Consider the following 20,360-nt stretch of genomic DNA (forward strand, 5'->3'; position numbering starts at 1 on the left):
TGCACCCGGCGTCTCAAGGTTCGAGCATGATGCCGAAAAGTGTCACATGCGCCAGCTGTTCCAGAGCGGGCTGAAGCATGGCCGCCGAACAGCAATCCTATCTTCGTCGCGCAACAGCGAAGCAAACCCCGATCGTCTACTGGCAGCTCTCAAGCCTATGGCAGGAGCGGTACGATGTCGCCGACCGCCCGATGGAAGGCAGGATGGATCCCTTCTTCTTCGTCACCAAGACGAAGAATTTCATTCCGCATGAATATCCCTGCCGCACCGAATTCAAGAAAGCTTTCTTCAGCCGGCGGCCGCAACCTTCAGCCGACTTCGAGGCTATCCGCTGGTGGCTTCCCTTCGCGTCGCCACGTGTCGATCTCTCCGGCTTCTGGTTTCGCCCGACGCGCATCGGCTGCTGGGCGCGCACCTTTCTCGATGCCCGATCGGCAGGCTCCGCCAAGCTTCGCCTGTCGACCTGCGGCGGCGCCATCCTATTCGTCAACGGCAGCGAACAGGGTTTCATGGCGCCATACGAGCGCAATCTCGAAGCCCAGCAGATCTTCGAGGTCGAGCTGTCCGCCGGCCTCAACGAGATCCGCGTCTATTTCGACGATCTCGCCGAGCGTGACGCCCGTTTCTATTTCCAGCTGGATTATCTCGAAGGACCTGAGGTCGAAACATCGCTTCCCGTTCCGACCGCCGCCGGTGACGTGGATGTGCTGGAGGCGATCCTCGAAGGCATGCGCTTCGACCGCACCGCCTATCTCGGCGAGGACGTGACGATCCTTTTTCCCAGGCCGCTGCCGGTGGCGCTGACCTGCCATGTCGAGATCGAAGGCGACTTCATGTCGGTCGAACGCTTCGACTATGATTTCGCGCTGGAGAAGGGTGCAACCAAGCTTGAGCTTGGCACCTCGGCGCGTATGCCGGCCGATTTCCGTCACTTCCGCATCGCTTTCAAAGCCGGTGAGTTTTCCGTCGGCCGCACGCTCGGCGTCGAGATCTGTCATCCGCAGGGGGAAGCGCCCGCTGCGCTGGAGGACCGCGTCGCCGAGGCGCTTGCGAAGGTCGCTACGCATTCCGAGCCCGATACCGTCTGCGCCTTTGCGCGCCTGGCGCTGGGGCAGGGCGGCGAGGAGACCGAGGCGATGATAGCGGCCATGCTGCCCGTCATCGAGGATTGCCACGACTGCGCCGATTTCGTGCTGGTGCCGCTGCTGTTTGCCTATACACGCTGGAGCGATCTGCTGTCGCCGGCGCTGCGGGAGAGGATTGAACACGCCGTCCTCCGTTACCGCTATTGGATGGACGAGCCGGGCAACGACGTTCAGTGGTATTTTTCGGAAAACCACGCGCTTCTATTCCATACCGCCGCCTATCTCGGCGGCAGGCTTTTCCCCGAGGCCGTCTTCATCAGGTCCGGCCGCACCGGCGCCGAACAGATGAAGGTCGGCGAAGAGCGCGTCCGCGCCTGGCTCGATCATTTCGAGTGCTGGGAAATGGCCGAGTGGAATTCCGTTCCCTATTTCCCGATCGATCTCAAGGGCCTGACGGCGCTCGCCGCCTGTGCGCCGGATGAGGCGATCCGCAGCCGCGCGAGAGCCAGCATCGTTCGCCTGATGGAGATCGTCGCCCGCTCGGCCCATCATGGCATGCTGACCGGCAGCCAGGGCCGCTCCTACGAACATACGCTGCGTCCCGGCCGTTCGATCGAACTGTCGGCCATCGCCCGCCTGCTCTGGGGGCGCGGTTGGTACGGCCGGCGCGTCCATGCCTTGCCGCAGCTTGCCGTCTGCATCCGTGATCATGGCCTGCATTTTCCCGAAGAGCTTGCGGCAATCGCCGCCCATGACGCCGATGATGCGCAGGAATGGACCTTTTCCCAGGGCGAGAACCGTTTCGCCGCGCTCTATCACTACAAGACACGCGACACCGCACTCGGCACCATCGCGCATTATCGCCCCGGCGCCTGGGGCTACCAGGAGACGGTGCTGCACCTGCGCTTGGGCACGCGGCCGGAAGCACAGATCTGGATCAACCATCCCGGCGAAACCATCCAGTTCGGCTACGGCCGGCCAAGCTTCTGGGGCGGCTGCGGAACGCTTCCGCGCGTGCATCAGTATCGTGATCTCGCGATCCTCGATTTCGACATCCACGAGGGCCAACCGGATTTCACCCATGCCTGGTTCCCGGTGGAAGCCTTCGACGACAGCGTGGTTGATGGCAACTTGGCACTCGCCCGCTCTGGTAGCGGCCTGGCGCTGCTCATCGGCAGCGGAATGCTGACGCCTGTCAAGGAAGGCCCGACGACGGATATGGAACTGCGGCTCGCCGGTCGGAAGAGCCGCTGGATCGTGCGCCTCTCCGATCTTAAGCGGGAAGGCGGCCTTGACGGTATGCAGGCGCGTTTTGCCGGGCTCTCTGCCCGCCGGGATGACGAGGGCGCATTGATCGTCGTCGATCCCGATTATGGCCAGGTCGTTTTCGAAGAAGACAGCACCGTGCGCGCCGAAGGCCGCATTCTCAGTCCTTCGGACTGGTCGGTGCGGGGAGACGCGGTACATCTCACGATACCGGGCAGGCAGCCTCGGCGCGCGGCCTCGTAGACGAAGTATCCGGCAGGTGGAGGACCGGCCGGGCGCAGCAATTCATCGGTCAGGAGGAGGAGAAAATGACCAGAATGAAATCGATCGGCGCGGCTTTCGCTGCGGTTCTCTTGAGTTCCGTAGCTGCTCAGGCCGGCGACGTGCGCATCATGTGGTATTCCGACGGCGGCGAAGGCGAGGTGATCAAGGACCTGCTCGCGCGCTTCTCGAAGGCTAATCCCGACGTCAACGTCATCCTCGACGAAGTCTCCTACGATGTCGTCAAGGAACAGCTGCCGGTGCAGCTGGAAGCCGGGAAGGGGCCTGATATCGCCCGCGTCACCAATCTGAAGGCGCCGGCGCAGCATTGGCTCGATCTTCGCCCTTACCTCACCGACGCGAAATACTGGGACGACAATTTCGGCGCCCAGGCCGACTGGATGCGTCCCGACGGCTCGAACGCCATCACCGGCTTCATGACGCAGCTGACGCTGACCGGCGGCTTCGTCAACAAGACGCTGTTCGATCAGGCCGGCGTTGAAATTCCCGGACCGAAGGCAACCTGGGACGATTGGGCGGCGGCGGCCAAGAAGGTCGCCGACAGTCAGAAGGTCTTCGCCATGGCGATCGACCGCTCCGGCCACCGCGTCTCCGGCCCGAACATCTCCTACGGCGCCAACTATATCGCCGCCGATGGCAAGCCCGCACCGATCGACCAGGGCGCTAAGGATTTCCTCAGCCGCTTCGTCAAATGGAACGAGGACGGCACCGTCAACAAGGACGTCTGGGTGAGTGCCGCCGGCACCACCTATCGCTCCGCGGCCGAAGACTTCATCAATGGCGGGCTTGCCTATTTTTATTCGGGCAGTTGGCAGATTTCCGGCTTCGCCCAGAAGATCGGCGACAATTTCGATTGGGTCATGACCGGCAGCCCCTGTGGCACGGTTGCCTGCTCCGGCATGCAGGGCGGCGCCGGTCTCGTCGCCGTCAAGTACACCAAGAACCCCAAGGATGTCGCCAAGGTGATGGATTATCTGGCAAGTGCCGATGTTCAGAAGGAGTTCGCCGAGCGCAGCCTGTTCATTCCCGCGCATAAGGGCGTGGCTGCCGGCCAGGTGGACTTCAAGACCGACAATCCGCATGTGAAGGCGGCGCTGACGGCCTTTGTCGCAGCGGCCGGCCAGACGGCGGCGCCCGCGATGAAGCTGCCGGGCTGGAAGTGGTCGGATGCGTACTACAGCGCCATCGTTGCCCGCATCAGCCAGGTGATCGCCGGCGAAATGAAGCTCGACGACGCCTATGCGCGCATCGACGAGGACATCAAGGCCAAGGTCGCCGCCAACTGACGGAAGAACAGATGGCTCCGAAGACGGTTTCCCCAGAACCGCCGGCGAAAGCCGGTCTGCGGCAGGCGCTCCATGCGCCTGTCCGGCTTCTCATGGGGATCGTCGATATTCCCATGCGCGCCTGGCAGAAGCTGACCGGGCTGAACGGCATGGCGGGCGTCTTCCTGGCGCCCAATATGCTGATTTTCACGGTCTTCGTGCTGCTGCCGCTGGTCATCAATTTCATCTATTCGACGACGAGCGGCAGCGCCATCTTCCTTCAGAACCGGACCTATGTCGGCGCTGACCAGTACCGCCTCCTCTTTGATTGCGGCTCTTATCTCGATCCGTCCACCTGCGCGGCCGATACCTTCTGGGCGGCCGTGCGCAACACCGCCGTCTTTGTCGTCTTTCAGGTCACGGCGATGCTGATCACGGCGCTGACAACGGCGCTGATCCTCAATCGCGAGCTTTCCAATCGCGGCTTTTGGCGCGCCGTCTTCTTTTTCCCGGTGCTGCTGTCGCCTGTCGTCGTTGGCCTGATCTGGAAATGGATCCTCCAGCGCGAGGGCCTGCTGAACTATGCGCTAAGCCCCTTCGGCTTCGAACCCTTCTCCTGGCTCAGCGATCGCTTCTGGGCCTTCTTCTTCGCCGTCTTCGTCTCGGTCTGGGCGCATATGGGCTTCTACGCGCTGATCCTGCTCGCCGGCCTGCAGGCGATCCCTAAAGATCTCTACGAGGCGGCCGCGATGGACAAGGCGAGCCCCACCCGGATCTTCCGGCGCATCACCCTGCCTCTGCTGATGCCGAACCTCATCGTCGTCCTGGTGCTGGCGCTGATCCGCGCCGTGCAGATATTCGATGAGGTCTTCGTGCTCACCGGCGGCGGGCCGGGCACCAGCACCATGTACATCACCCAGTATATTTACGAGACCGGCTTTGCGAGTTCGTTGCGCAATCCGGGGCTCGCATCGGCTGCCTCGATCCTGATGGGCCTCGTGCTCGTCATACTGACGCTGATCCAGCTCGGCGTCAGCGCCCGCAACGAGAAGAGGGGAACACGCCAATGAGCGCTGTCGGCGCCTTCCTGCTGCGTCGCCGCGGCCGCGGCTGGCACTGGACCGATGTCGTTACCTGGATCTGGCTGATCTCCGGTGTCTTCCTGATGTTCGGCCCGGCCGTCTGGCTGGTCTTCTCCTCCTTCAAGACGCCCGCGGCGCTTGCCGAGTTCCCGCCGTCCTTCCTGCCTTATGTCACCCAACAGGCCGTGGTGCCCGGCTACGACAAGCCGCTGCCGCTCTATAATGTCACGATGCTGGACGGCAGCACCCGAGTGCTCGCCGAAGTCCGCCGGATCGGCATTATGGGCCAGATGGTCGATCCGAAACAGCCGGGCGAAATCGTCAAGGTCAACATCAAGGACCGCACGCCGGTGCGTGAGGTCGAATTCGCCGGGGGCAACTACACCGAACCCTTCCAGCGTTTCGATTTCTTCCAGTTCCTGCGCAACTCCGTCTTCGTGACCGTGGTGGCGACGGCAATCACGCTGCTCGTCAATTCCATGGCCGCCTTCGCGCTGTCGAAATACCAGTTTCCCGGCCGTACTGCCGTCATGCTGATGATCCTGGCGACGCTGATGGTGCCGCTTTCGGTGATCGTCGTGCCGCTCTATTCCGTCATCGGCACGCTGAACCTCTTCGACAGCCTCTGGGGCGTCATCCTGCCGACGGTCGCCACGCCGACAGGCGTCTTCCTGCTGCGCCAATACATGCTGACGATCCCCGACGAGCTGATCGACGCCGCGCGCATGGATAAGGCCAGCGAATGGCAGATCTACTGGCGCATCATCCTGCCGCTGTCGGCGCCGGCGCTGGCGGTGCTGGCGATCTTCTCGGTCGTCTGGCGCTGGAATGATTTCCTCTGGCCGCTGATCGTGCTCTCGCGCAAGGAACTCTACACGCTGCAGGTCGGACTCAACGTCTATGCCGGCGAACTCAACGTCCAATGGCACTACATCCTCGCCATGACCGTCGTTTCGATGATCCCCGTCGTGCTGATCTTCGTCTTCCTGCAACGCTTCATCACGACTGGTATCGCCGGCTCCGGACTGAAATAACATGAAACAGGAGAGCGCATGAGCGGGCTCGAGCTCAGGAACATCGTCAAGAATTTCGGCTCCGTCGAGGTCATTCGCGATGTCTCGCTTGACGTAAGAGACGGCGAATTCGTCGCTTTCGTCGGCCCGTCCGGCTGCGGGAAATCGACGCTGCTGCGCCTGATCGCCGGTCTCGACAAGCCGACGGGCGGCAACATCCTCATCGACGGCAAGGACGTCACCGCCATCACCGCCGCCGACCGCGGTCTCGCCATGGTCTTCCAATCCTACGCGCTCTATCCGCATATGAGCGTGCGCGAGAATCTGGCCTTCGGCTTGGAGAATACCAAGGTGGCCAAGGCCGAGATCGAGGCGCGCATTGCCGACGCCGCGCGCATGCTGGAGATCGAACCCTTCCTGCAGCGCCGTCCGGGCCAGCTTTCCGGCGGTCAGCGCCAGCGCGTCGCGATCGGCCGCGCCATCGTCCGCCGGCCGGATGCCTTCCTGCTCGACGAGCCGCTGTCCAATCTCGATGCAGAGCTCAGGGTGAGCATGCGCGCCGAACTCGCTGCCCTCCACGCCCGCCTGAAGGCGACGATGATCTATGTCACTCACGATCAGGTGGAGGCGATGACGCTTGCAAACCGCATCGTCGTGCTGCGGGGCGGCAGGATCGAGCAGGTGGGGACCCCGCTGGAGCTTTACAATAAGCCCGCGAACCGCTTCGTCGCCGGCTTCATCGGCGCGCCGCACATGAATTTCCTGGAGGGGTCGGTCACCGGTCACGAAGGCGGTTTCATGCAAGTCGAAACCGTAGGCGGCCATCGTCTTTCCGCTGTTGCCCGGGAGGTGCATCCGATCGGCGAGAGGGTCAGCATCGGCATCCGGCCACAACACATCACCCTTGCCGACGCGGGTGCCGAAAGCAGGCTGGACACACGCGTCACACTCGTCGAGGAGTTGGGCTCCGAGACGGTCGTGCATGCCGATGCGGCGGGAAAGAAGCTGATTGCAGTCTTCGCCGGCCAGCAGCGGATGAAATCCGGCGACAGCCTGCCGCTGCATCTTGATCCCGCGGTGCTGCATCTTTTCGGCGAGGACGGTCGGCGCCTGTCTTGAGCCTGCACATGCGTTCCCCGTTTTAATGTTTCCTGATCTCGCCTCGAAAATAGGGGATGAGGAAGCGGACCGGGCGGGTAGGGAGCTCGTCTGCCTTTTCGTCGGCCATCGGGAGAAAGCGGAAAAAGCCCGTTGTTCTCCAGCACCGCCGCGTCCGCTTGGCGCGGTCCGCAACCTCCACTCGGGAACGGCGTTTTCAGCCGAAGGTTCCAGGAAAATCAACCTCGTCCGCTCGAGCCGATAGGCTCGATGAGGCACGCCGGCTCTTTTCAAACGGATATGTCGCTCTAGCTTAGAGAGCACCTACGAAAGGAGGAAACCATGACCGACGCACCGAACACGGCGACCCCGGCGCGAAGAGTTTTGCGTGGCCGCCCCTACAGCATGAGCGAGTTTGCGAGAAAATATCGGCTCGACGACAAGGAGGCGAAACGGCTCTACGAAAAGTTCGGCCCATCCGCCACCGAGCTCGACCTGTTGATGGCGGCAAAGCGGCGCCCGCCCGGCCTGCCGACCAATCTGGATTCCTGACGGTCCGCCATGAGGACCCGAACTGGAAGCTGCCTTTGCGGGGCGGTCGCCTACAAAGTGGAAGGTGAGCCGCTTCGCGTCGGCCTCTGCCATTGTGCCGATTGCCGCAAAACGAGCGGCTCCGCCTTCGTTTACTTCGCCGTCTGGCCGCGTCAGGCTTTCTCCCATAGCGGCGAAATCGCCACGTTCGCCGGCCGCAGCTTCTGCCCCGTCTGCGGCGGCAGGCTCTTTTGTCTCCAGGACGCCGCAGTTGAAATCCGCCTCGGGTCTCTCGATAGTCCGCCGACCGACCTTGCCCCCGGCTACGAGGTCTGGACCAAACGGCGCGAACCATGGCTGCATGCTTTGCCCGGCGCGGGCCAATTTGCCGAGGATGCGGACTGACGGACGCTGTACGGTTTTGCGCGACATGCTCCGCCGCACCGAAACTTGACTTTTCTTACCAATATTTCATTTCACCCATCCGCAATTCCGTGGCACTCCGGCGACAGTGCTAATCGCCGGTTCATCTGCGGTGTGATTATTTCGCTGCGGAGGCCGAAGCGGCCACTGACGGATCGAGGACGACATGAACAAAATCGTAAGCGGCAACGAAACCGGGGCAAAGGCCGGCGCAACGCCTGACCTCGCAGCGGTTCTTGCCGCCTCGGGAAAGCAGGGCAAGCGACGCCGCTGGCGCGGACGCCTGCTCGTTCTTCTCGTCGTCGTCGCCGCTGCCGCAGTCGCCGCCTACATCTATATGGGGCGCGGGCGCAGCGAAGTGAGCTACGCCACACAGCCGGTAAAACGCGGCGACCTGACGGTGCTCGTCACCGCCACCGGCTCGGTGCAGCCGACCGAGCAGGTCGATATATCGAGCGAGCTTTCCGGCACGGTCCGCGACGTCAACGTCGACTACAACAGCGCCATCAAATCCGGCGACGTACTGGCTCAGCTCGATACCAACAAGCTCGAGGCGGATGTGAAGAGTTCGCGCGCCAAGCTGAATTCGGCCAAGGCGAATGTCGCCAAGGCCAATGCGGATCTGGAATCGGCAAGCACCTCGCTGGAACGGCTGAAGAGCCTGGTCAGGAGCAACGTCTCCACCCAGCAGAGCCTTGATGACGCCACCTACAAATACGATTCCGCCGTCGCCGCAAAACAGATCAACGAGGCCGAGGTGCTGGCCTCGGAGGCAGACCTGCAGCTTGCCGAGGTCAACCTCGCCAAAGCGAAGATCGTCTCGCCGATCGACGGCGTGATCCTCACCCGCTCTGTCAATCCCGGCGCCACGGTCGCAGCCTCGCTGTCGGCCCCGGTCCTCTTCACCATCGCCGGCGACCTGAAGAAAATGGAGCTGCAGGTCGATGTCGACGAGGCCGATGTCGGCCAGATCGCCGTCGGCCAGAAGGCGAAGTTTACCGTGGACGCCTATCCCGACCGGAACTTCCCCGCCGAGATCGAGCAGATCCGCTTCGCCTCCGAAGTGGTCAACAATGTCGTGACCTACAAGGCCGTACTTTCAGTCGACAACGCCGACCTGCTGCTGCGTCCCGGCATGACGGCGACGGCCGACATCACCGTCGAGGCCGTCAAGAATACGCTGATGGTGCCGAACAGCGCGCTGCGTTATGCCCCGCCGCAGACTGAGACGCGTGGTCGCGGCATTTTCGGCCTCTTCGGTCCGCCGCGCCAGCGCCGCAATGCCGGTCCGGCGCTGACCGGCACAGAGCGCCGCGTTTGGGTCTTGCGCAATGGCCGCCCCGCGCCCGTCGTCATCCAGGTCGGTTCGTCCGATGGCCAGTTCACCCAGGTCGTCTCCGGCGAAATCAAGGAAAACGACGCCGTGGTGACGGACACCACGGTGCGGACGAACTAGGCGGAGAGACGGATGGCAAGCCCGCCGCTCATCGAATTCAGGCAGGTCTCGAAAATCTACGGCGAGGGCGAGGCGGCGATCCGCGCGCTCGATCGTGTCGACCTTGCCATCAACGCCCGTGAGTTCGTCGCGATCATGGGGCCGTCTGGCTCCGGCAAGTCGACGGCGATGAACATTCTCGGCTGCCTCGACGTGCCGAGCGGCGGCGATTACATCTTCCAGGGCATCCCGACCAGCGGCTTCGACCGCAGTCAGTTGACGCTGTTGCGTCGCCACATGCTCGGCTTCGTCTTCCAGGGCTTCAATCTCCTGTCGCGTACCTCGGCCGTCGAGAATGTCGAGCTGCCGCTGATCTATCGCGGCATGGCGGTGCGCGAACGGCGTGAGCGGGCGCGCGAGGCCTTGGCGCTGGTCGGCCTTTCCGGCCGCGAGCATCACAAAACACAGGAACTATCCGGTGGCCAGCAACAGCGCGTCGCCATCGCCCGCGCTATCGTCACCGAGCCGGCGCTGCTGCTCGCCGACGAACCCACAGGCAATCTCGACACGAAGACCAGCGTCGAGATCATGGATCTGATGACGAGGCTGAACCGCGAGCAGGGCATTACCATCGTCATGGTCACGCACGAGCCCGATATCGCCGCCTATGCGCAGCGCCTGCTCCGTTTCGTCGACGGCAAGCTGGAGACGGAAGCCGAGCACCGGAGGAGGGCGGATCATGTTCTTTGAGACGCTGAAGCTCGCGCTGCGCGCCATCAGCCGCAACATGCTGCGCTCGTTCCTGACCGTGCTCGGCGTCGTCATCGGCGTCGCCGCCGTCATCGCGCTGGTGACGATCGGTAACGGCACAACCGCGCAGGTTTCGACTGAGCTCTCGCGGCTCGGCACCAACATGCTGTTCGTCCGTCCCGGCCAGTTCGGTCCCGGCCGCGCAAGTTCCGAGGCGCGGCGCTTCTCGCTGAAGGACGTGGCGGCGATCCGCGATCAGGTTTCCGGCCTGCGGGCGGTGGCGCCAGCCAACCAGTCGACGGCGACCGTCATCTTCGGTGGGCAAAACCACTCCACCACCGTTTACGGCACGACCAACGATTATCTCGTCGCCCAGGACTGGGATCTGACGCTCGGGCGCAATTTCACGCCGGCCGAGGAACGCGGCCAGTCGCGTTGCATCATCGGCGGCACGGTCCGCGAACAGCTCTTCGGCGCAGCCGATCCGACCGGCCAGCAGATCCGCGTCGGCAAGGTCTCATGCCCCGTCATCGGCGTGCTCGCCAAGCGCGGCCAGTCCGGCATGGGCAACGACCAGGACGACGTCGTGATCATGCCGGTCAAGGTATTCCAGCGGCGCATCAGCGGCAGTTCCAATGTGCCGAGTATCGTCATTTCCGCCCGCGACGGCGTATCGACCGCCAAGGTGCAGTCCGATGTCGAAAATCTCCTGCGCGAACGCCGCAAGATCATTCCCGGCCGGCAGGACGATTTCAACGTCAACGACATGACGCAGATCGCCGAGGCGATGACCGGCACGACGACGCTCTTGACCGGCCTGCTCGGCGCCGTTGCCGCGATCAGCCTCCTCGTCGGCGGCATCGGCATTATGAACATCATGCTGGTCTCCGTCACCGAGCGAACCCGCGAGATCGGCATCCGCCTGGCGATCGGCGCGCTCGAAAACCAGGTGCTCACCCAGTTCCTGGTCGAAGCGGTAGCGCTCTCGCTCTTCGGCGGCATCACCGGCATCATACTGGGCCTGAGCCTCGGCTTTGGCGCCGTGACCCTCCTGAAAGTCCCCTTCGTCTTCAGCCCAATGATGATCGCCGTCGCCTTCCTCTTCTCCGCCGCAATCGGCATGATCTTCGGCTATTTCCCGGCGAGGAGGGCTGCGCAGTTGAACCCGATCGAGGCGTTGCGGCATGAATAAGAAATGGTTCGTGGTGGGAAACGCGCCAAGCCCTTCTACTCTTGTGAACCGAACGTAAGGGGTAACATCATGCCGCTCAACAGGTTGGTGATCTACGCCAAGAACGTCGAGGAAACGGCACGGTTTTATGAGAAGCATTTCGGTTTCACGGCGACCAGTCTGCCTGGCGACAGGATCGTCGAACTCGTCGCCCAGGATGGCGGCGCCAATTTAATGCTTCATCAGGCCGCCAAGGGACAGCGGAGCGGTCAATCCATCATCAAGCTCGTATTCGATGTGGCGGATGTCGAGGCCTTTTGCACGCAAAGCGCGGAGAACGGCCTGCAGTTTGGCCCTCTCCATGAAGCTGATGGCTATGTATTCGCCAATACAAAGGACCCGTGTCAAAATTCGATCTCGGTTTCCAGCCGGGCTTTTCGCAAAGACGGCGTTTGATCCTCAAAGTCTGTTATCTATCTGTCTCCGTTATGATATATCAGCGTGACTTGCCTCGGGTTTTCGGGCATTTCAGATTATTGTATATCAGGTTCGGATTTCGGCATGCAGACGTCACAGAGCCATCTTGCCTATCTCGCGCTGGAGCATCTGATCGTCACGTTGGCGCTGAAGCCCGGGGCGTTCGTCACGGAAAAGCAGCTGATCGATATGGCGGGCCATGGACGGACGCCGGTGCGTGAAGCGATCCAGAAGCTTGCCTGGCAGGGGCTGATCCTCGTGAAGCCGCGCGTTGGGCTGCAGGTCGCCGCGATCGGGCCTGAGGATCATGGCAATGTCATGCAGGTGCGGCGTGAGTTGGAGCCGATCGCGGCAAGCCTCGTCGCGGAGCATGCGAGTGATGGACAGCGCGCGCGTCTCGTCGATTGCGCCCGTGCGATGGAAGAATGCGCCGTCACGGGTGATCTTGCCGGTTTCTTCGCCGCCGACAAGGCCTTCGACGAAATCCTCGAGGATGCCTGTCCGAATGGTTTCATCACGTCAGCGCTCGGCCCGGTGCAGACGCATTCACGTCGTCTTTGGTACTCCACCGCAAGTCCGGAGCGCATGGATCGCTCCATCGCGCTGCATGTCGCCGTCATCCGCGCCATTCATGCGGGCAAGCCGGCCGAGGCGCGGGCTGCCATGACGGTTTTGATCGACTATCTCGCCCACATATAGAAACGGCCCCGTTTCCGGAGCCGTTGTAAGGTCTGATTGTCGAAAGAGCGTCAGCCGACGAAAGCGCGCTCGATGACGAATTCGGCGGGCTTGCTGTTGGCGCCTTCATTGAGGCCGGCCTTTTCGAGCAGTTCCTTGGTATCCTTCAGCATGGCCGAGGAGCCGCAGATCATGCCGCGGTCGATTGCCGGATCGAGCGGCGGCACGCCGAGATCGGTAAACAGCTTGCCGGAGGAGATGAGGTCGGTGATACGGCCGCGATATTCGAAATCCTCGCGCGTGACGGTCGCGTAATGGCGCAGCTTGTCGCCGACCACTTCCTTCAGCAACTCATCGTTCTGGATCTCATGCACGAGGTCGAAGCCGTATTTCAGTTCGGCAACGTCGCGCGTGGTATGGGTGAGGATGACTTCCTCGAACTTTTCATAGGTCTCGGGGTCGCGGATCAGGCTGGCAAAAGGCGCAACGCCCGTTCCGGTCGAGAACATGTAGAGACGGCGTCCGGGCGTCAGCGCGTCGAGCACCAGCGTGCCCGTCGGCTTCTTGCGCATCAGCACCTGGTCGCCCGGCTTGATCGCCTGCAGATGCGAGGTGAGGGGACCGTCCGGCACCTTGATGGAAAAGAATTCGAGCTCTTCGGCCCAGGCGGGGCTGGCGATCGAATAGGCGCGGAAGACCGGCTTGCCCTCGACCATCAGGCCGATCATCGCGAATTCGCCGGAACGGAAACGGAAGCCCTGCGGCCGGGTCATCGTGAAGCGAAAGAGCCGGTCGGTATAATGCGTCACGGCAAGCACCGTCTCGGCGTAGACGCCGGCGGGGATGGACGAGGCGAAGTCTTCGGTCTTTGCAGGCGCGTTCATTGCGGTAGAGGATCCCGTTTCGTCGATAAACTTATCGGATGCGAGGCAGATATTACATATCGGGCCGGAATTAAAGGCATTCCATTCCACACAGCGCTCATGAAGGGAAATATGCGTGTTATTGTCAGGATTCAAGGTGAGCGGGGAATGTCGTATTTCCCGCTGGCGAAGCCCGGCAAAGGATGCATATTAGAGCGGCGCGTCGCTGCCGGATGCAGATTTTTCGGCAAAAGCGGTGCGACAACAAAGACCTACGGCGTCGAACCCGCTACAGAAACAGGGTCCGGTGATGATGGCGAAAAAACATGCTTGCCGGGGCGAGCGCGATAGGCGGTCGGGGGAATATGAAGATTTTCAACTACAAGCGTGTTCCTTACGCGGAGATGCGCGCCTTTTCCGTCCATATCCTGACGGCGTCCGGCTCTTTCCTTGCCTTTCTCGGCGTCGTTGCCGCCGCCGAGCACCGCTTCATCGACATGTTCTGGTGGCTGGGCCTTGCCCTTCTCGTCGACGGCATAGACGGGCCGATCGCCCGCAAGGTGCGCGTCAAGGAAGTGCTGCCGAACTGGTCGGGTGACACGCTCGACAATATCATCGATTACGTCACCTATGTGCTCCTGCCGGCGTTTGCGCTCTATCAGAGCGGCATGATCGGCGAGCCATGGTCCTTCGCCGCCGCCGGCATGATCGTCGTTTCCAGTGCCATCTACTATGCCGATATGGGCATGAAGACGGACGAGTATTTCTTCTCCGGCTTTCCCGTCGTCTGGAATATGATCGTCTTCACCCTGTTCGTCATCGATGCCAGCGCCACCACGGCGCTTGTCGTCGTGACCATCTCGGTGGTGCTGACTTTCCTGCCGATCAATTTCCTGCATCCGGTCCGCGTGAAAAGACTGCGCCCGCTCAATCTCGGCATCTTCCTGCTGTGGTCGGCGCTCGGCGTCTATTCGCTGCTGATGCATTTCGAAACGCCGGAATGGGCGCTCATTCTCTTCATCGTGACCGGGCTCTATCTTTACGTTATCGGCGCGGTGCTGCAATTCTTCCCCGCCCTCGGACGCGAAGCATAGGGATAAGCCAAGATGACGAAGACGCAGGCGGTTTCATTCTCCAGGACAGGCGGCCCGGAGGTTTTCGACTATGTCGAGGTCGATCTTCCCGAGCCCTCGGCGGGCGAGGTGCAGATCAGGCAGGCGGCGGTCGGCCTCAACTTTATCGACGTCTATTTCCGCAACGGCACCTACAAGGCGCCGCATCTGCCCTTCGTCGCCGGCAAGGAGGGTGCCGGCACCGTGACGTCGGTTGGCCCTGGTGTTACGGATTTCAAGGTCGGCGACCGTGTCGCCTATGCCAGCGCCGACGGCGCATATAGCGCCGAACGCAATGTCGAGACGCGGCATCTGGTGCATGTGCCTGACGGCATCGAGCTCGAAACGGCCGCGGCAATGATGCTGAAGGGCATGACCGCCGAATATCTGCTCAACCGCACCTTCAAGGTCGGCCCCGGGACGGTGCTCCTGTTCCATGCCGCGGCTGGCGGCGTCGGTCTGATCGCCGGCCAGTGGGCAAAGGCGCTCGGCGCCACCGTCATCGGCACGGCAGGCTCTGAAGACAAGATCGAGCTGGCGCTCGCCCATGGCTACGATCACGTCATCAATTACAAGAGCGAAGATTTCCTCGGCCGTGTTCGCGAGATTACGGGCGGCAAGGGCGTGGATGTCGTCTATGATTCGATCGGCCGCGATACTTTTCCACAGTCTCTCGACTGCCTGAAGCCGCGCGGCCTCTTCGCCTCTTTCGGCCAATCCTCCGGCCCGATCGAGAATTTCACCCTCTCCGCACTGGCGCAGAAAGGTTCGCTTTTCGCAACGCGCCCGACCCTCTTCACCTATATCGCCGCGCGCCAGGAACTGATCGACAGTGCAAACGCGCTATTTGATGTTGTGCAAAGCAACAAAGTGCGTATCAATGTCAATCAAACCTATCCGCTGCGTGAGGTTGGGCGGGCTCACGCGGATCTGGAAACAAGAAAAACAACCGGAACGACGCTGCTGATTCCATGAGATCCGAAACGGACCGGTCGGCAGAAGAAATGAGGGGAACGTGTCGCCATTGAATGTGCCGGATTCCGGTGCGTTGTTATCGGTCCAGAAGCTGACCAAGTTCTTCGGCGGCTTTGCCGCCTGCAATGAAATCGATCTCAATATCGCGCCGGGCGAAATTCATGCGCTTCTCGGCGAAAACGGCGCAGGCAAATCCACGCTGGTGAAGATGCTGTTCGGCGTTCTTGAGCCGACGCACGGGGGAATTCTGTGGCAGGGCGAGCCGGTTTCGATTACCTCGCCGGGTGAGGCCCGCAAGCTCGGCATCGGCATGGTCTTCCAGCATTTCTCCCTGTTCGAGGCGCTGACGGTTGCCGAAAACATCGCGCTGTCGCTCGATGATGCCATCCCGATCGACAGGATCGCCGAAGAGGCGAGGGCGCTGTCTGTCGCCTACGGCCTGCCGCTCGATCCGCATGCCCATGTCGCCGATCTCTCGGTCGGCGAGCGCCAGCGCATCGAGATCGTCCGCGCGCTGCTGCAGAACCCGAAGCTAATCATTCTCGACGAGCCGACCTCGGTGCTGACGCCGCAGGAAGCCGACAAGCTGTTCGAAACTCTCTTCAAGCTGCGGGCCGAGGGGCGTTCGGTTCTTTACATCAGTCACCGGCTGGAAGAAGTGCAGCGTATCTGCGACCGCGCCACCGTGCTGCGCCATGGCCGCGTGACCGGCGCCTGCGATCCGAAGCAGGAAACACCGGCCTCGCTCGCCCGCATGATGGTCGGCAGCGAGGTGGCTGCCGTCACGCATCCGGAGCGCAGCGACAAAGGCGAGGTGCAACTGGCTGTCGCCAACCTTTCCGTCGCTTCGCGCACTCCCTTCGCCATGCCGCTCCGTGACGTGTCGATGACGGTGCGCTCCGGTGAGATTTTGGCCATTGCCGGTGTGGCGGGCAACGGCCAGAGCGAGCTCTTCGATGCTCTCTCCGGTGAATATCCGGTCGCTTCGGCTGAGGCGATCGTCATCCGCAAGAAACCTGTCGGCAATCAGGGCATTACCGCCCGCCGCCTTCTCGGCGCCGGCTTCGTGCCGGAGGAGCGTCACGGCCATGCCGCCGTCTCCGCCATGAAACTGTCCGACAATCTCGTTCTTGCCCGCAGCCAGTCCGATCGCAAGGCGTTTCTCGGCCTGCTCGGCATCATCCGCTCCGGTGCGGTAAAATCCGCCGCAAGGCGCATTTCCGAGGCCATGGATGTCCGCAAGAGCGGCGATGATCCGGCCGCCGGCTCCTTGTCCGGCGGCAACCTGCAGAAATTCATCGTCGGCCGTGAGCTCGACCGCCAGCCGGCCGTGCTGATCGTCAACCAGCCGACCTGGGGCGTGGATGCAGGGGCGGCGAGCCGCATCCGCCAGGCGCTGGTCGATCTCGCAAGAAGCGGTTCCGCCGTCGTCGTCATCAGTCAGGATCTCGACGAGATCTTCGAAGTGGCGACCGATATCGCCGTCATCTCCGAAGGCCGCCTTTCCAGGCCGTTCCCGGCGGGCGAGCTGACGCGCGAAAAGATCGGCTTGCTGATGGGCGGCCTGCACGAGAGCAGTTCTGCCGCGGAGGCAGCCCATGCGCATTGAGCTCGAAAAACGCGCCGACGTCTCGAAGCTTTTCGGTTTCGTCTCGCCGCTGCTGGCGCTCGTCCTGACCTTGGCCTTCGGCGCCATCATGTTCGCCATGCTCGGCAAAGACCCCGTCGAGGCGCTCGATGCATTCTTCGTCGAGCCTCTGCTCGAGGTTTGGTCGCTGCATGAACTGGCGATCAAGGCGGCACCGCTGATCCTGATCGCCGTCGGCCTGGCCGTCTGCTATCGCTCGAACAATTGGAACATCGGCGCCGAGGGCCAGTTCACCATCGGCGCCATCACCGGCTCCTATATCCCGATCGTCTTTTACGACTGGCATTCTCCGCTCGTGCTGCCGCTGATGCTGGTGCTCGGCGCACTCGGCGGCGCGCTTTTTGCCGCCATTCCGGCGCTTTTGAAGGCCCATTTCAACACCAACGAGATCCTGACATCGCTGATGCTGGTCTATATCGCACAGCTCTATCTCGACTGGCTGATCCGCGGTGCCTGGCGTGATCCGAAGGGTTTCAATTTCCCTGTCTCGCGTGATTTCGCACCGGAAGCGGTGCTGCCGGCGATCTGGGAGGAATCGGGCCGCGCCCATTGGGGCTTCATCTTCGCCATCATCGCCGCGATCGGCGTGTGGTTCATGCTGCGTTATACGCTGAAGGGCTTCGAGATCGTGGTGCTCGGCCAGTCCGAGCGGGCAGGGCGCTTCGCCGGCTTTTCCTCGAGGAAAATGATCTGGTTCAGCTTTCTCTTCTCCGGCGCGCTCGCCGGCCTTGCCGGGATAGCCGAGGTTTCCGGTTCGATCGGCCACCTGCAGCCGGCGATCTCGCCGGGTTACGGCTTCACCGCCATCATCGTCGCCTTCCTCGGCCGCCTCAATCCGCTCGGCATCATCGCTTCCGGCCTGATGTTGGCGCTCACCTATCTCGGCGGCGAGGCCGCGCAGCTTTCGATCGGCGTCTCCGACAAGGTCACCCGCGTATTCCAGGGCTTGCTGCTCTTCTTCGTGCTCTCCTGCGATACGCTGATCTATTACAAAATCCGCATTGTTTGGTCGCGGGTGAGAGGCGGGGCATGAGCATCTTCGAAGCCATTCTTCTGACCGTCATCACAGCCTCCACGCCGCTTGTTATCGCAGCGCTCGGCGAACTCGTGGCGGAGCGCTCCGGCGTTCTGAACCTGGGCGTCGAAGGTATGATGATCATGGGCGCGGTCGCTGCTTTTGCCGGTGCGCAGATGTCGGGCTCGCCCTATGTCGGCATCGTCTGCGGCATTGCCTCAGGCGCGCTTTTCTCGCTTCTGTTCGCCGTCCTGACATTGACGCTCGTGACGAACCAGGTGGCGACCGGGTTGGCGCTCACCCTTCTCGGCCTCGGCGCATCCGGCATGCTCGGCGAGGCCTATGTCAGCGTGCCCGGCATCCGGCTGGAAGAGATCGTCATTCCCGTTCTGTCGGATATCCCGCTCGTCGGTCCCGTGCTCTTCAAACAGGATCTGATCTTCTATCTTTCGATAGCGCTTGTGGTCGGCGTCAGCTGGTTCCTGTTCCGTAGCCGGACCGGACTGAAACTCAGGGCAATCGGCGACAATCACGGCTCGGCCCATGCGCTCGGCATTCACGTCATCCGCACGCGCTATCTGGCAGTGATGTTCGGCGGCGCCTGCGCCGGTCTCGCCGGTGCGCAGCTTTCGCTCGTCTACACGCCGCAATGGGCGGAGAACATGTCGGCCGGTCGCGGCTGGATCACGCTGGCGCTTGTCGTTTTCGCCTCCTGGCGGCCGTGGCGGGTCTTTGCCGGAGGCTATCTCTTCGGTGCGGTCACCATCCTGCAGCTTCACGCGCAGGCCTTCGGTCTCGGCATTCCCTCGCAGTTCCTCTCGATGCTGCCCTATGCCGCGACTATTGTGGTTCTCATCATCATTTCCCATAATCGGCGCACGACGTTGATCAACACGCCCGCGTCGCTTGGAAAAGCCTTCGTGCCGGAGCGATAAAGCAACAAGATCAAAGACGGGTTTCCGGAATAACTTCAAACCAACAGGGGTCACCATGAAGAAGTTCGCATTCACCCTTGCCGCCTCGGCTGCCGCCGTGATCGGCATCTCCTCTGCCGCTCAGGCGGCGGACAAGACAAAGATCTGCTTCGTCTATGTCGGTTCGCATACCGACGGCGGTTATTCGCAGGCCCATGACCTCGGCCGCCAGCAGGTCCAGGCCGAATTCGGCGACAAGATCGAAACGCCTTACCTCGAAAACGTGCCGGAAGGCCCGGATGCCGAGCGCGCCATCGAGCGCCTTGCCCGTTCCGGCTGCAAGCTGATCTTCACGACGTCCTTCGGCTTCATGGATGCGACCGTGAAGGTTGCCGCCAAGTTCCCGGATGTGAAGTTCGAGCACGGCACCGGCTATAAGGCCGGCCCCAATCTCGCGACCTATAATTCGCGCTTCTACGAAGGCCGTTACATCCTCGGCCAGATCGCCGCGAAGACCTCGAAGAATCACGGCGCGGCCTACATCGCCTCCTTCCCGATTCCCGAAGTGGTCATGGGCATCAACTCCTTCGAGCAGGGCGCCAAGTCGGTCGATCCGAGCTTCAAGCTGAAGGTCATCTGGGTCAACACCTGGTTCGATCCCGGCAAGGAAGCCGATGCCGCCAAGGCGATGGTCGACCAGGGTGTCGACGTCTTGACGCAGCACACCGATACGACTGCGCCGATGCAGGTTGCCGAAGAACGCGGCATCCATGCTTTCGGCCAGGCGTCCGACATGATTGCGGCAGGCCCGAAGGCTCAGCTGACGGCGATCGTCGACACGTGGGGCACGTACTACTCCAAGCGTGTCCACGCCCTTCTGGACGGCACCTGGAAGTCGGAGCAGAGCTGGGACGGCCTCAAGGACGGCATTCTGAAGATGGCGCCCTACACCAACATGCCTGACGACGTGAAGAAGATGGCAGAGGAAACCGAAGCCAAGATCAAGTCTGGCGAACTGCATCCCTTCACCGGCCCGATCAACAAGCAGGACGGCACGCCCTGGCTGAAGGCCGGCGAAAAGGCCGATGACGGCACGCTGCTCGGCATGAACTTCTATGTCGAAGGCGTCGACGACAAGCTGCCGGCGCAATAAGCCGTCAACTATTTTGCAATTGCGAAGGGCGCCCCTTGCGGGCGCCCTTTTTTTGCTGCGCTGCATGCAAAGATTCCGATTTACAAAAGTAATACTATATGATTTTTTGACCCTGCGCCGCGAG

19 protein-coding genes are annotated in these 20,360 nt (G+C 62.1%); 18 read left to right on the plus strand and 1 reads right to left on the minus strand.

The window, feature by feature from the left end; all coding sequences use genetic code 11:
- Positions 1–77 precede the first annotated feature (77 nt).
- The 12 genes from QD408_RS02665 to QD408_RS02720 all read left to right on the plus strand — a co-directional run bounded on the left by QD408_RS02665 (position 78) and on the right by QD408_RS02720 (position 12,577).
- A complete protein-coding gene (locus tag QD408_RS02665) occupies positions 78–2,594 on the plus strand; it encodes a hypothetical protein (RefSeq protein WP_414138250.1) in 2,517 nt (838 codons plus the stop codon).
- 65 nt (positions 2,595–2,659) lie between these two features.
- Entirely contained in the window at positions 2,660–3,919 is a 1,260-nt protein-coding gene (locus QD408_RS02670) for an ABC transporter substrate-binding protein (RefSeq protein ID WP_414138251.1), read from the plus strand.
- A gap of 11 nt (positions 3,920–3,930) precedes the next feature.
- Positions 3,931–4,968 carry a carbohydrate ABC transporter permease gene (locus QD408_RS02675; protein ID WP_414138252.1) on the plus strand — a complete coding sequence of 346 codons (1,038 nt, stop codon included), beginning with the start codon at positions 3,931–3,933 and terminating at the stop codon, positions 4,966–4,968.
- Positions 4,965–6,014: a carbohydrate ABC transporter permease gene (locus tag QD408_RS02680; RefSeq protein WP_414138253.1), complete on the plus strand. Its 1,050-nt coding sequence runs from the start codon at positions 4,965–4,967 to the stop codon at positions 6,012–6,014. The genes QD408_RS02675 and QD408_RS02680 overlap by 4 nt, the downstream gene beginning before the upstream one ends.
- Positions 6,015–6,032: 18 nt before the next feature.
- A complete protein-coding gene (locus QD408_RS02685) occupies positions 6,033–7,112 on the plus strand; it encodes an ABC transporter ATP-binding protein (protein ID WP_414138254.1) in 1,080 nt (359 codons plus the stop codon).
- Positions 7,113–7,433: 321 nt separating this feature from the next.
- Positions 7,434–7,643 (plus strand): hypothetical protein, encoded by a 210-nt coding sequence (locus tag QD408_RS02690; protein ID WP_088685083.1) that lies wholly within the window; start codon positions 7,434–7,436, stop codon positions 7,641–7,643.
- 9 nt (positions 7,644–7,652) lie between these two features.
- A complete protein-coding gene (locus tag QD408_RS02695) occupies positions 7,653–8,027 on the plus strand; it encodes a GFA family protein (RefSeq protein WP_414138255.1) in 375 nt (124 codons plus the stop codon).
- A gap of 184 nt (positions 8,028–8,211) precedes the next feature.
- Positions 8,212–9,501 carry an efflux RND transporter periplasmic adaptor subunit gene (locus QD408_RS02700; RefSeq protein ID WP_414138256.1) on the plus strand — a complete coding sequence of 430 codons (1,290 nt, stop codon included), beginning with the start codon at positions 8,212–8,214 and terminating at the stop codon, positions 9,499–9,501.
- A gap of 12 nt (positions 9,502–9,513) precedes the next feature.
- Entirely contained in the window at positions 9,514–10,230 is a 717-nt protein-coding gene (locus QD408_RS02705) for an ABC transporter ATP-binding protein (protein ID WP_088685080.1), read from the plus strand.
- On the plus strand, positions 10,220–11,422 hold the full coding sequence (locus QD408_RS02710) for an ABC transporter permease (RefSeq protein WP_414138257.1): 1,203 nt from the start codon (positions 10,220–10,222) through the stop codon (positions 11,420–11,422). The genes QD408_RS02705 and QD408_RS02710 overlap by 11 nt, the downstream gene beginning before the upstream one ends.
- 69 nt (positions 11,423–11,491) lie before the next feature.
- Complete coding sequence (locus QD408_RS02715; protein ID WP_414138258.1) at positions 11,492–11,857, plus strand: VOC family protein; 366 nt, start codon at positions 11,492–11,494, stop codon at positions 11,855–11,857.
- 105 nt (positions 11,858–11,962) lie between these two features.
- Positions 11,963–12,577 (plus strand): GntR family transcriptional regulator, encoded by a 615-nt coding sequence (locus QD408_RS02720; RefSeq protein WP_414138259.1) that lies wholly within the window; start codon positions 11,963–11,965, stop codon positions 12,575–12,577.
- 50 nt (positions 12,578–12,627) lie between these two features.
- Here the strand turns inward: QD408_RS02720 and QD408_RS02725 are convergent, their stop codons facing one another.
- Positions 12,628–13,440 carry a ferredoxin--NADP reductase gene (locus QD408_RS02725; protein WP_010060954.1) on the minus strand — a complete coding sequence of 271 codons (813 nt, stop codon included), beginning with the start codon at positions 13,438–13,440 and terminating at the stop codon, positions 12,628–12,630.
- Positions 13,441–13,784: 344 nt separating this feature from the next.
- On the opposite strand from QD408_RS02725, the gene pcsA reads away from it, so the two are divergent.
- The 6 genes from pcsA to QD408_RS02755 are packed head-to-tail and all read left to right on the plus strand — an operon-like array spanning position 13,785 to position 20,236.
- Positions 13,785–14,513, plus strand: coding sequence for a phosphatidylcholine synthase (pcsA, locus tag QD408_RS02730; protein ID WP_088674054.1), 729 nt, complete (start codon positions 13,785–13,787; stop codon positions 14,511–14,513).
- Positions 14,514–14,525: 12 nt separating this feature from the next.
- On the plus strand, positions 14,526–15,506 hold the full coding sequence (locus QD408_RS02735; RefSeq protein ID WP_088685076.1) for a quinone oxidoreductase family protein: 981 nt from the start codon (positions 14,526–14,528) through the stop codon (positions 15,504–15,506).
- Between the two features lie 40 nt (positions 15,507–15,546).
- On the plus strand, positions 15,547–17,115 hold the full coding sequence (locus QD408_RS02740) for an ABC transporter ATP-binding protein (protein WP_414138260.1): 1,569 nt from the start codon (positions 15,547–15,549) through the stop codon (positions 17,113–17,115).
- Positions 17,105–18,187, plus strand: coding sequence for an ABC transporter permease (locus tag QD408_RS02745; RefSeq protein ID WP_414138261.1), 1,083 nt, complete (start codon positions 17,105–17,107; stop codon positions 18,185–18,187). The genes QD408_RS02740 and QD408_RS02745 overlap by 11 nt, the downstream gene beginning before the upstream one ends.
- Complete coding sequence (locus QD408_RS02750) at positions 18,184–19,104, plus strand: ABC transporter permease (RefSeq protein ID WP_414138262.1); 921 nt, start codon at positions 18,184–18,186, stop codon at positions 19,102–19,104. The genes QD408_RS02745 and QD408_RS02750 overlap by 4 nt, the downstream gene beginning before the upstream one ends.
- A gap of 55 nt (positions 19,105–19,159) precedes the next feature.
- Positions 19,160–20,236, plus strand: coding sequence for a BMP family ABC transporter substrate-binding protein (locus QD408_RS02755; protein WP_414138263.1), 1,077 nt, complete (start codon positions 19,160–19,162; stop codon positions 20,234–20,236).
- Positions 20,237–20,360: the final 124 nt, after the last annotated feature.

This window comes from Rhizobium sp. BR 249, from assembly GCF_047445895.1.
GTDB lineage: Bacteria > Pseudomonadota > Alphaproteobacteria > Rhizobiales > Rhizobiaceae > Rhizobium.

What these genes read in the sequence shown, in the direction of transcription:
- QD408_RS02670 (WP_414138251.1), top strand. Translation starts at nt 2,660, where the DNA reads ATGACCAGAATGAAATCGATCGGCGCGGCTTTCGCTGCGGTTCTCTTG.
- QD408_RS02710 (WP_414138257.1), top strand. Translation starts at nt 10,220, where the DNA reads ATGTTCTTTGAGACGCTGAAGCTCGCGCTGCGCGCCATCAGCCGCAAC.
- QD408_RS02685 (WP_414138254.1), top strand. Translation starts at nt 6,033, where the DNA reads ATGAGCGGGCTCGAGCTCAGGAACATCGTCAAGAATTTCGGCTCCGTC.
- QD408_RS02665 (WP_414138250.1), top strand. Translation starts at nt 78, where the DNA reads ATGGCCGCCGAACAGCAATCCTATCTTCGTCGCGCAACAGCGAAGCAA.
- QD408_RS02690 (WP_088685083.1), top strand. Translation starts at nt 7,434, where the DNA reads ATGACCGACGCACCGAACACGGCGACCCCGGCGCGAAGAGTTTTGCGT.
- QD408_RS02680 (WP_414138253.1), top strand. Translation starts at nt 4,965, where the DNA reads ATGAGCGCTGTCGGCGCCTTCCTGCTGCGTCGCCGCGGCCGCGGCTGG.
- QD408_RS02720 (WP_414138259.1), top strand. Translation starts at nt 11,963, where the DNA reads ATGCAGACGTCACAGAGCCATCTTGCCTATCTCGCGCTGGAGCATCTG.
- QD408_RS02755 (WP_414138263.1), top strand. Translation starts at nt 19,160, where the DNA reads ATGAAGAAGTTCGCATTCACCCTTGCCGCCTCGGCTGCCGCCGTGATC.
- QD408_RS02675 (WP_414138252.1), top strand. Translation starts at nt 3,931, where the DNA reads ATGGCTCCGAAGACGGTTTCCCCAGAACCGCCGGCGAAAGCCGGTCTG.
- QD408_RS02700 (WP_414138256.1), top strand. Translation starts at nt 8,212, where the DNA reads ATGAACAAAATCGTAAGCGGCAACGAAACCGGGGCAAAGGCCGGCGCA.
- QD408_RS02745 (WP_414138261.1), top strand. Translation starts at nt 17,105, where the DNA reads ATGCGCATTGAGCTCGAAAAACGCGCCGACGTCTCGAAGCTTTTCGGT.
- QD408_RS02735 (WP_088685076.1), top strand. Translation starts at nt 14,526, where the DNA reads ATGACGAAGACGCAGGCGGTTTCATTCTCCAGGACAGGCGGCCCGGAG.
- QD408_RS02725 (WP_010060954.1), bottom strand. Translation starts at nt 13,440, where the DNA reads ATGAACGCGCCTGCAAAGACCGAAGACTTCGCCTCGTCCATCCCCGCC.
- QD408_RS02705 (WP_088685080.1), top strand. Translation starts at nt 9,514, where the DNA reads ATGGCAAGCCCGCCGCTCATCGAATTCAGGCAGGTCTCGAAAATCTAC.
- pcsA (WP_088674054.1), top strand. Translation starts at nt 13,785, where the DNA reads ATGAAGATTTTCAACTACAAGCGTGTTCCTTACGCGGAGATGCGCGCC.
- QD408_RS02695 (WP_414138255.1), top strand. Translation starts at nt 7,653, where the DNA reads ATGAGGACCCGAACTGGAAGCTGCCTTTGCGGGGCGGTCGCCTACAAA.
- QD408_RS02715 (WP_414138258.1), top strand. Translation starts at nt 11,492, where the DNA reads ATGCCGCTCAACAGGTTGGTGATCTACGCCAAGAACGTCGAGGAAACG.
- QD408_RS02750 (WP_414138262.1), top strand. Translation starts at nt 18,184, where the DNA reads ATGAGCATCTTCGAAGCCATTCTTCTGACCGTCATCACAGCCTCCACG.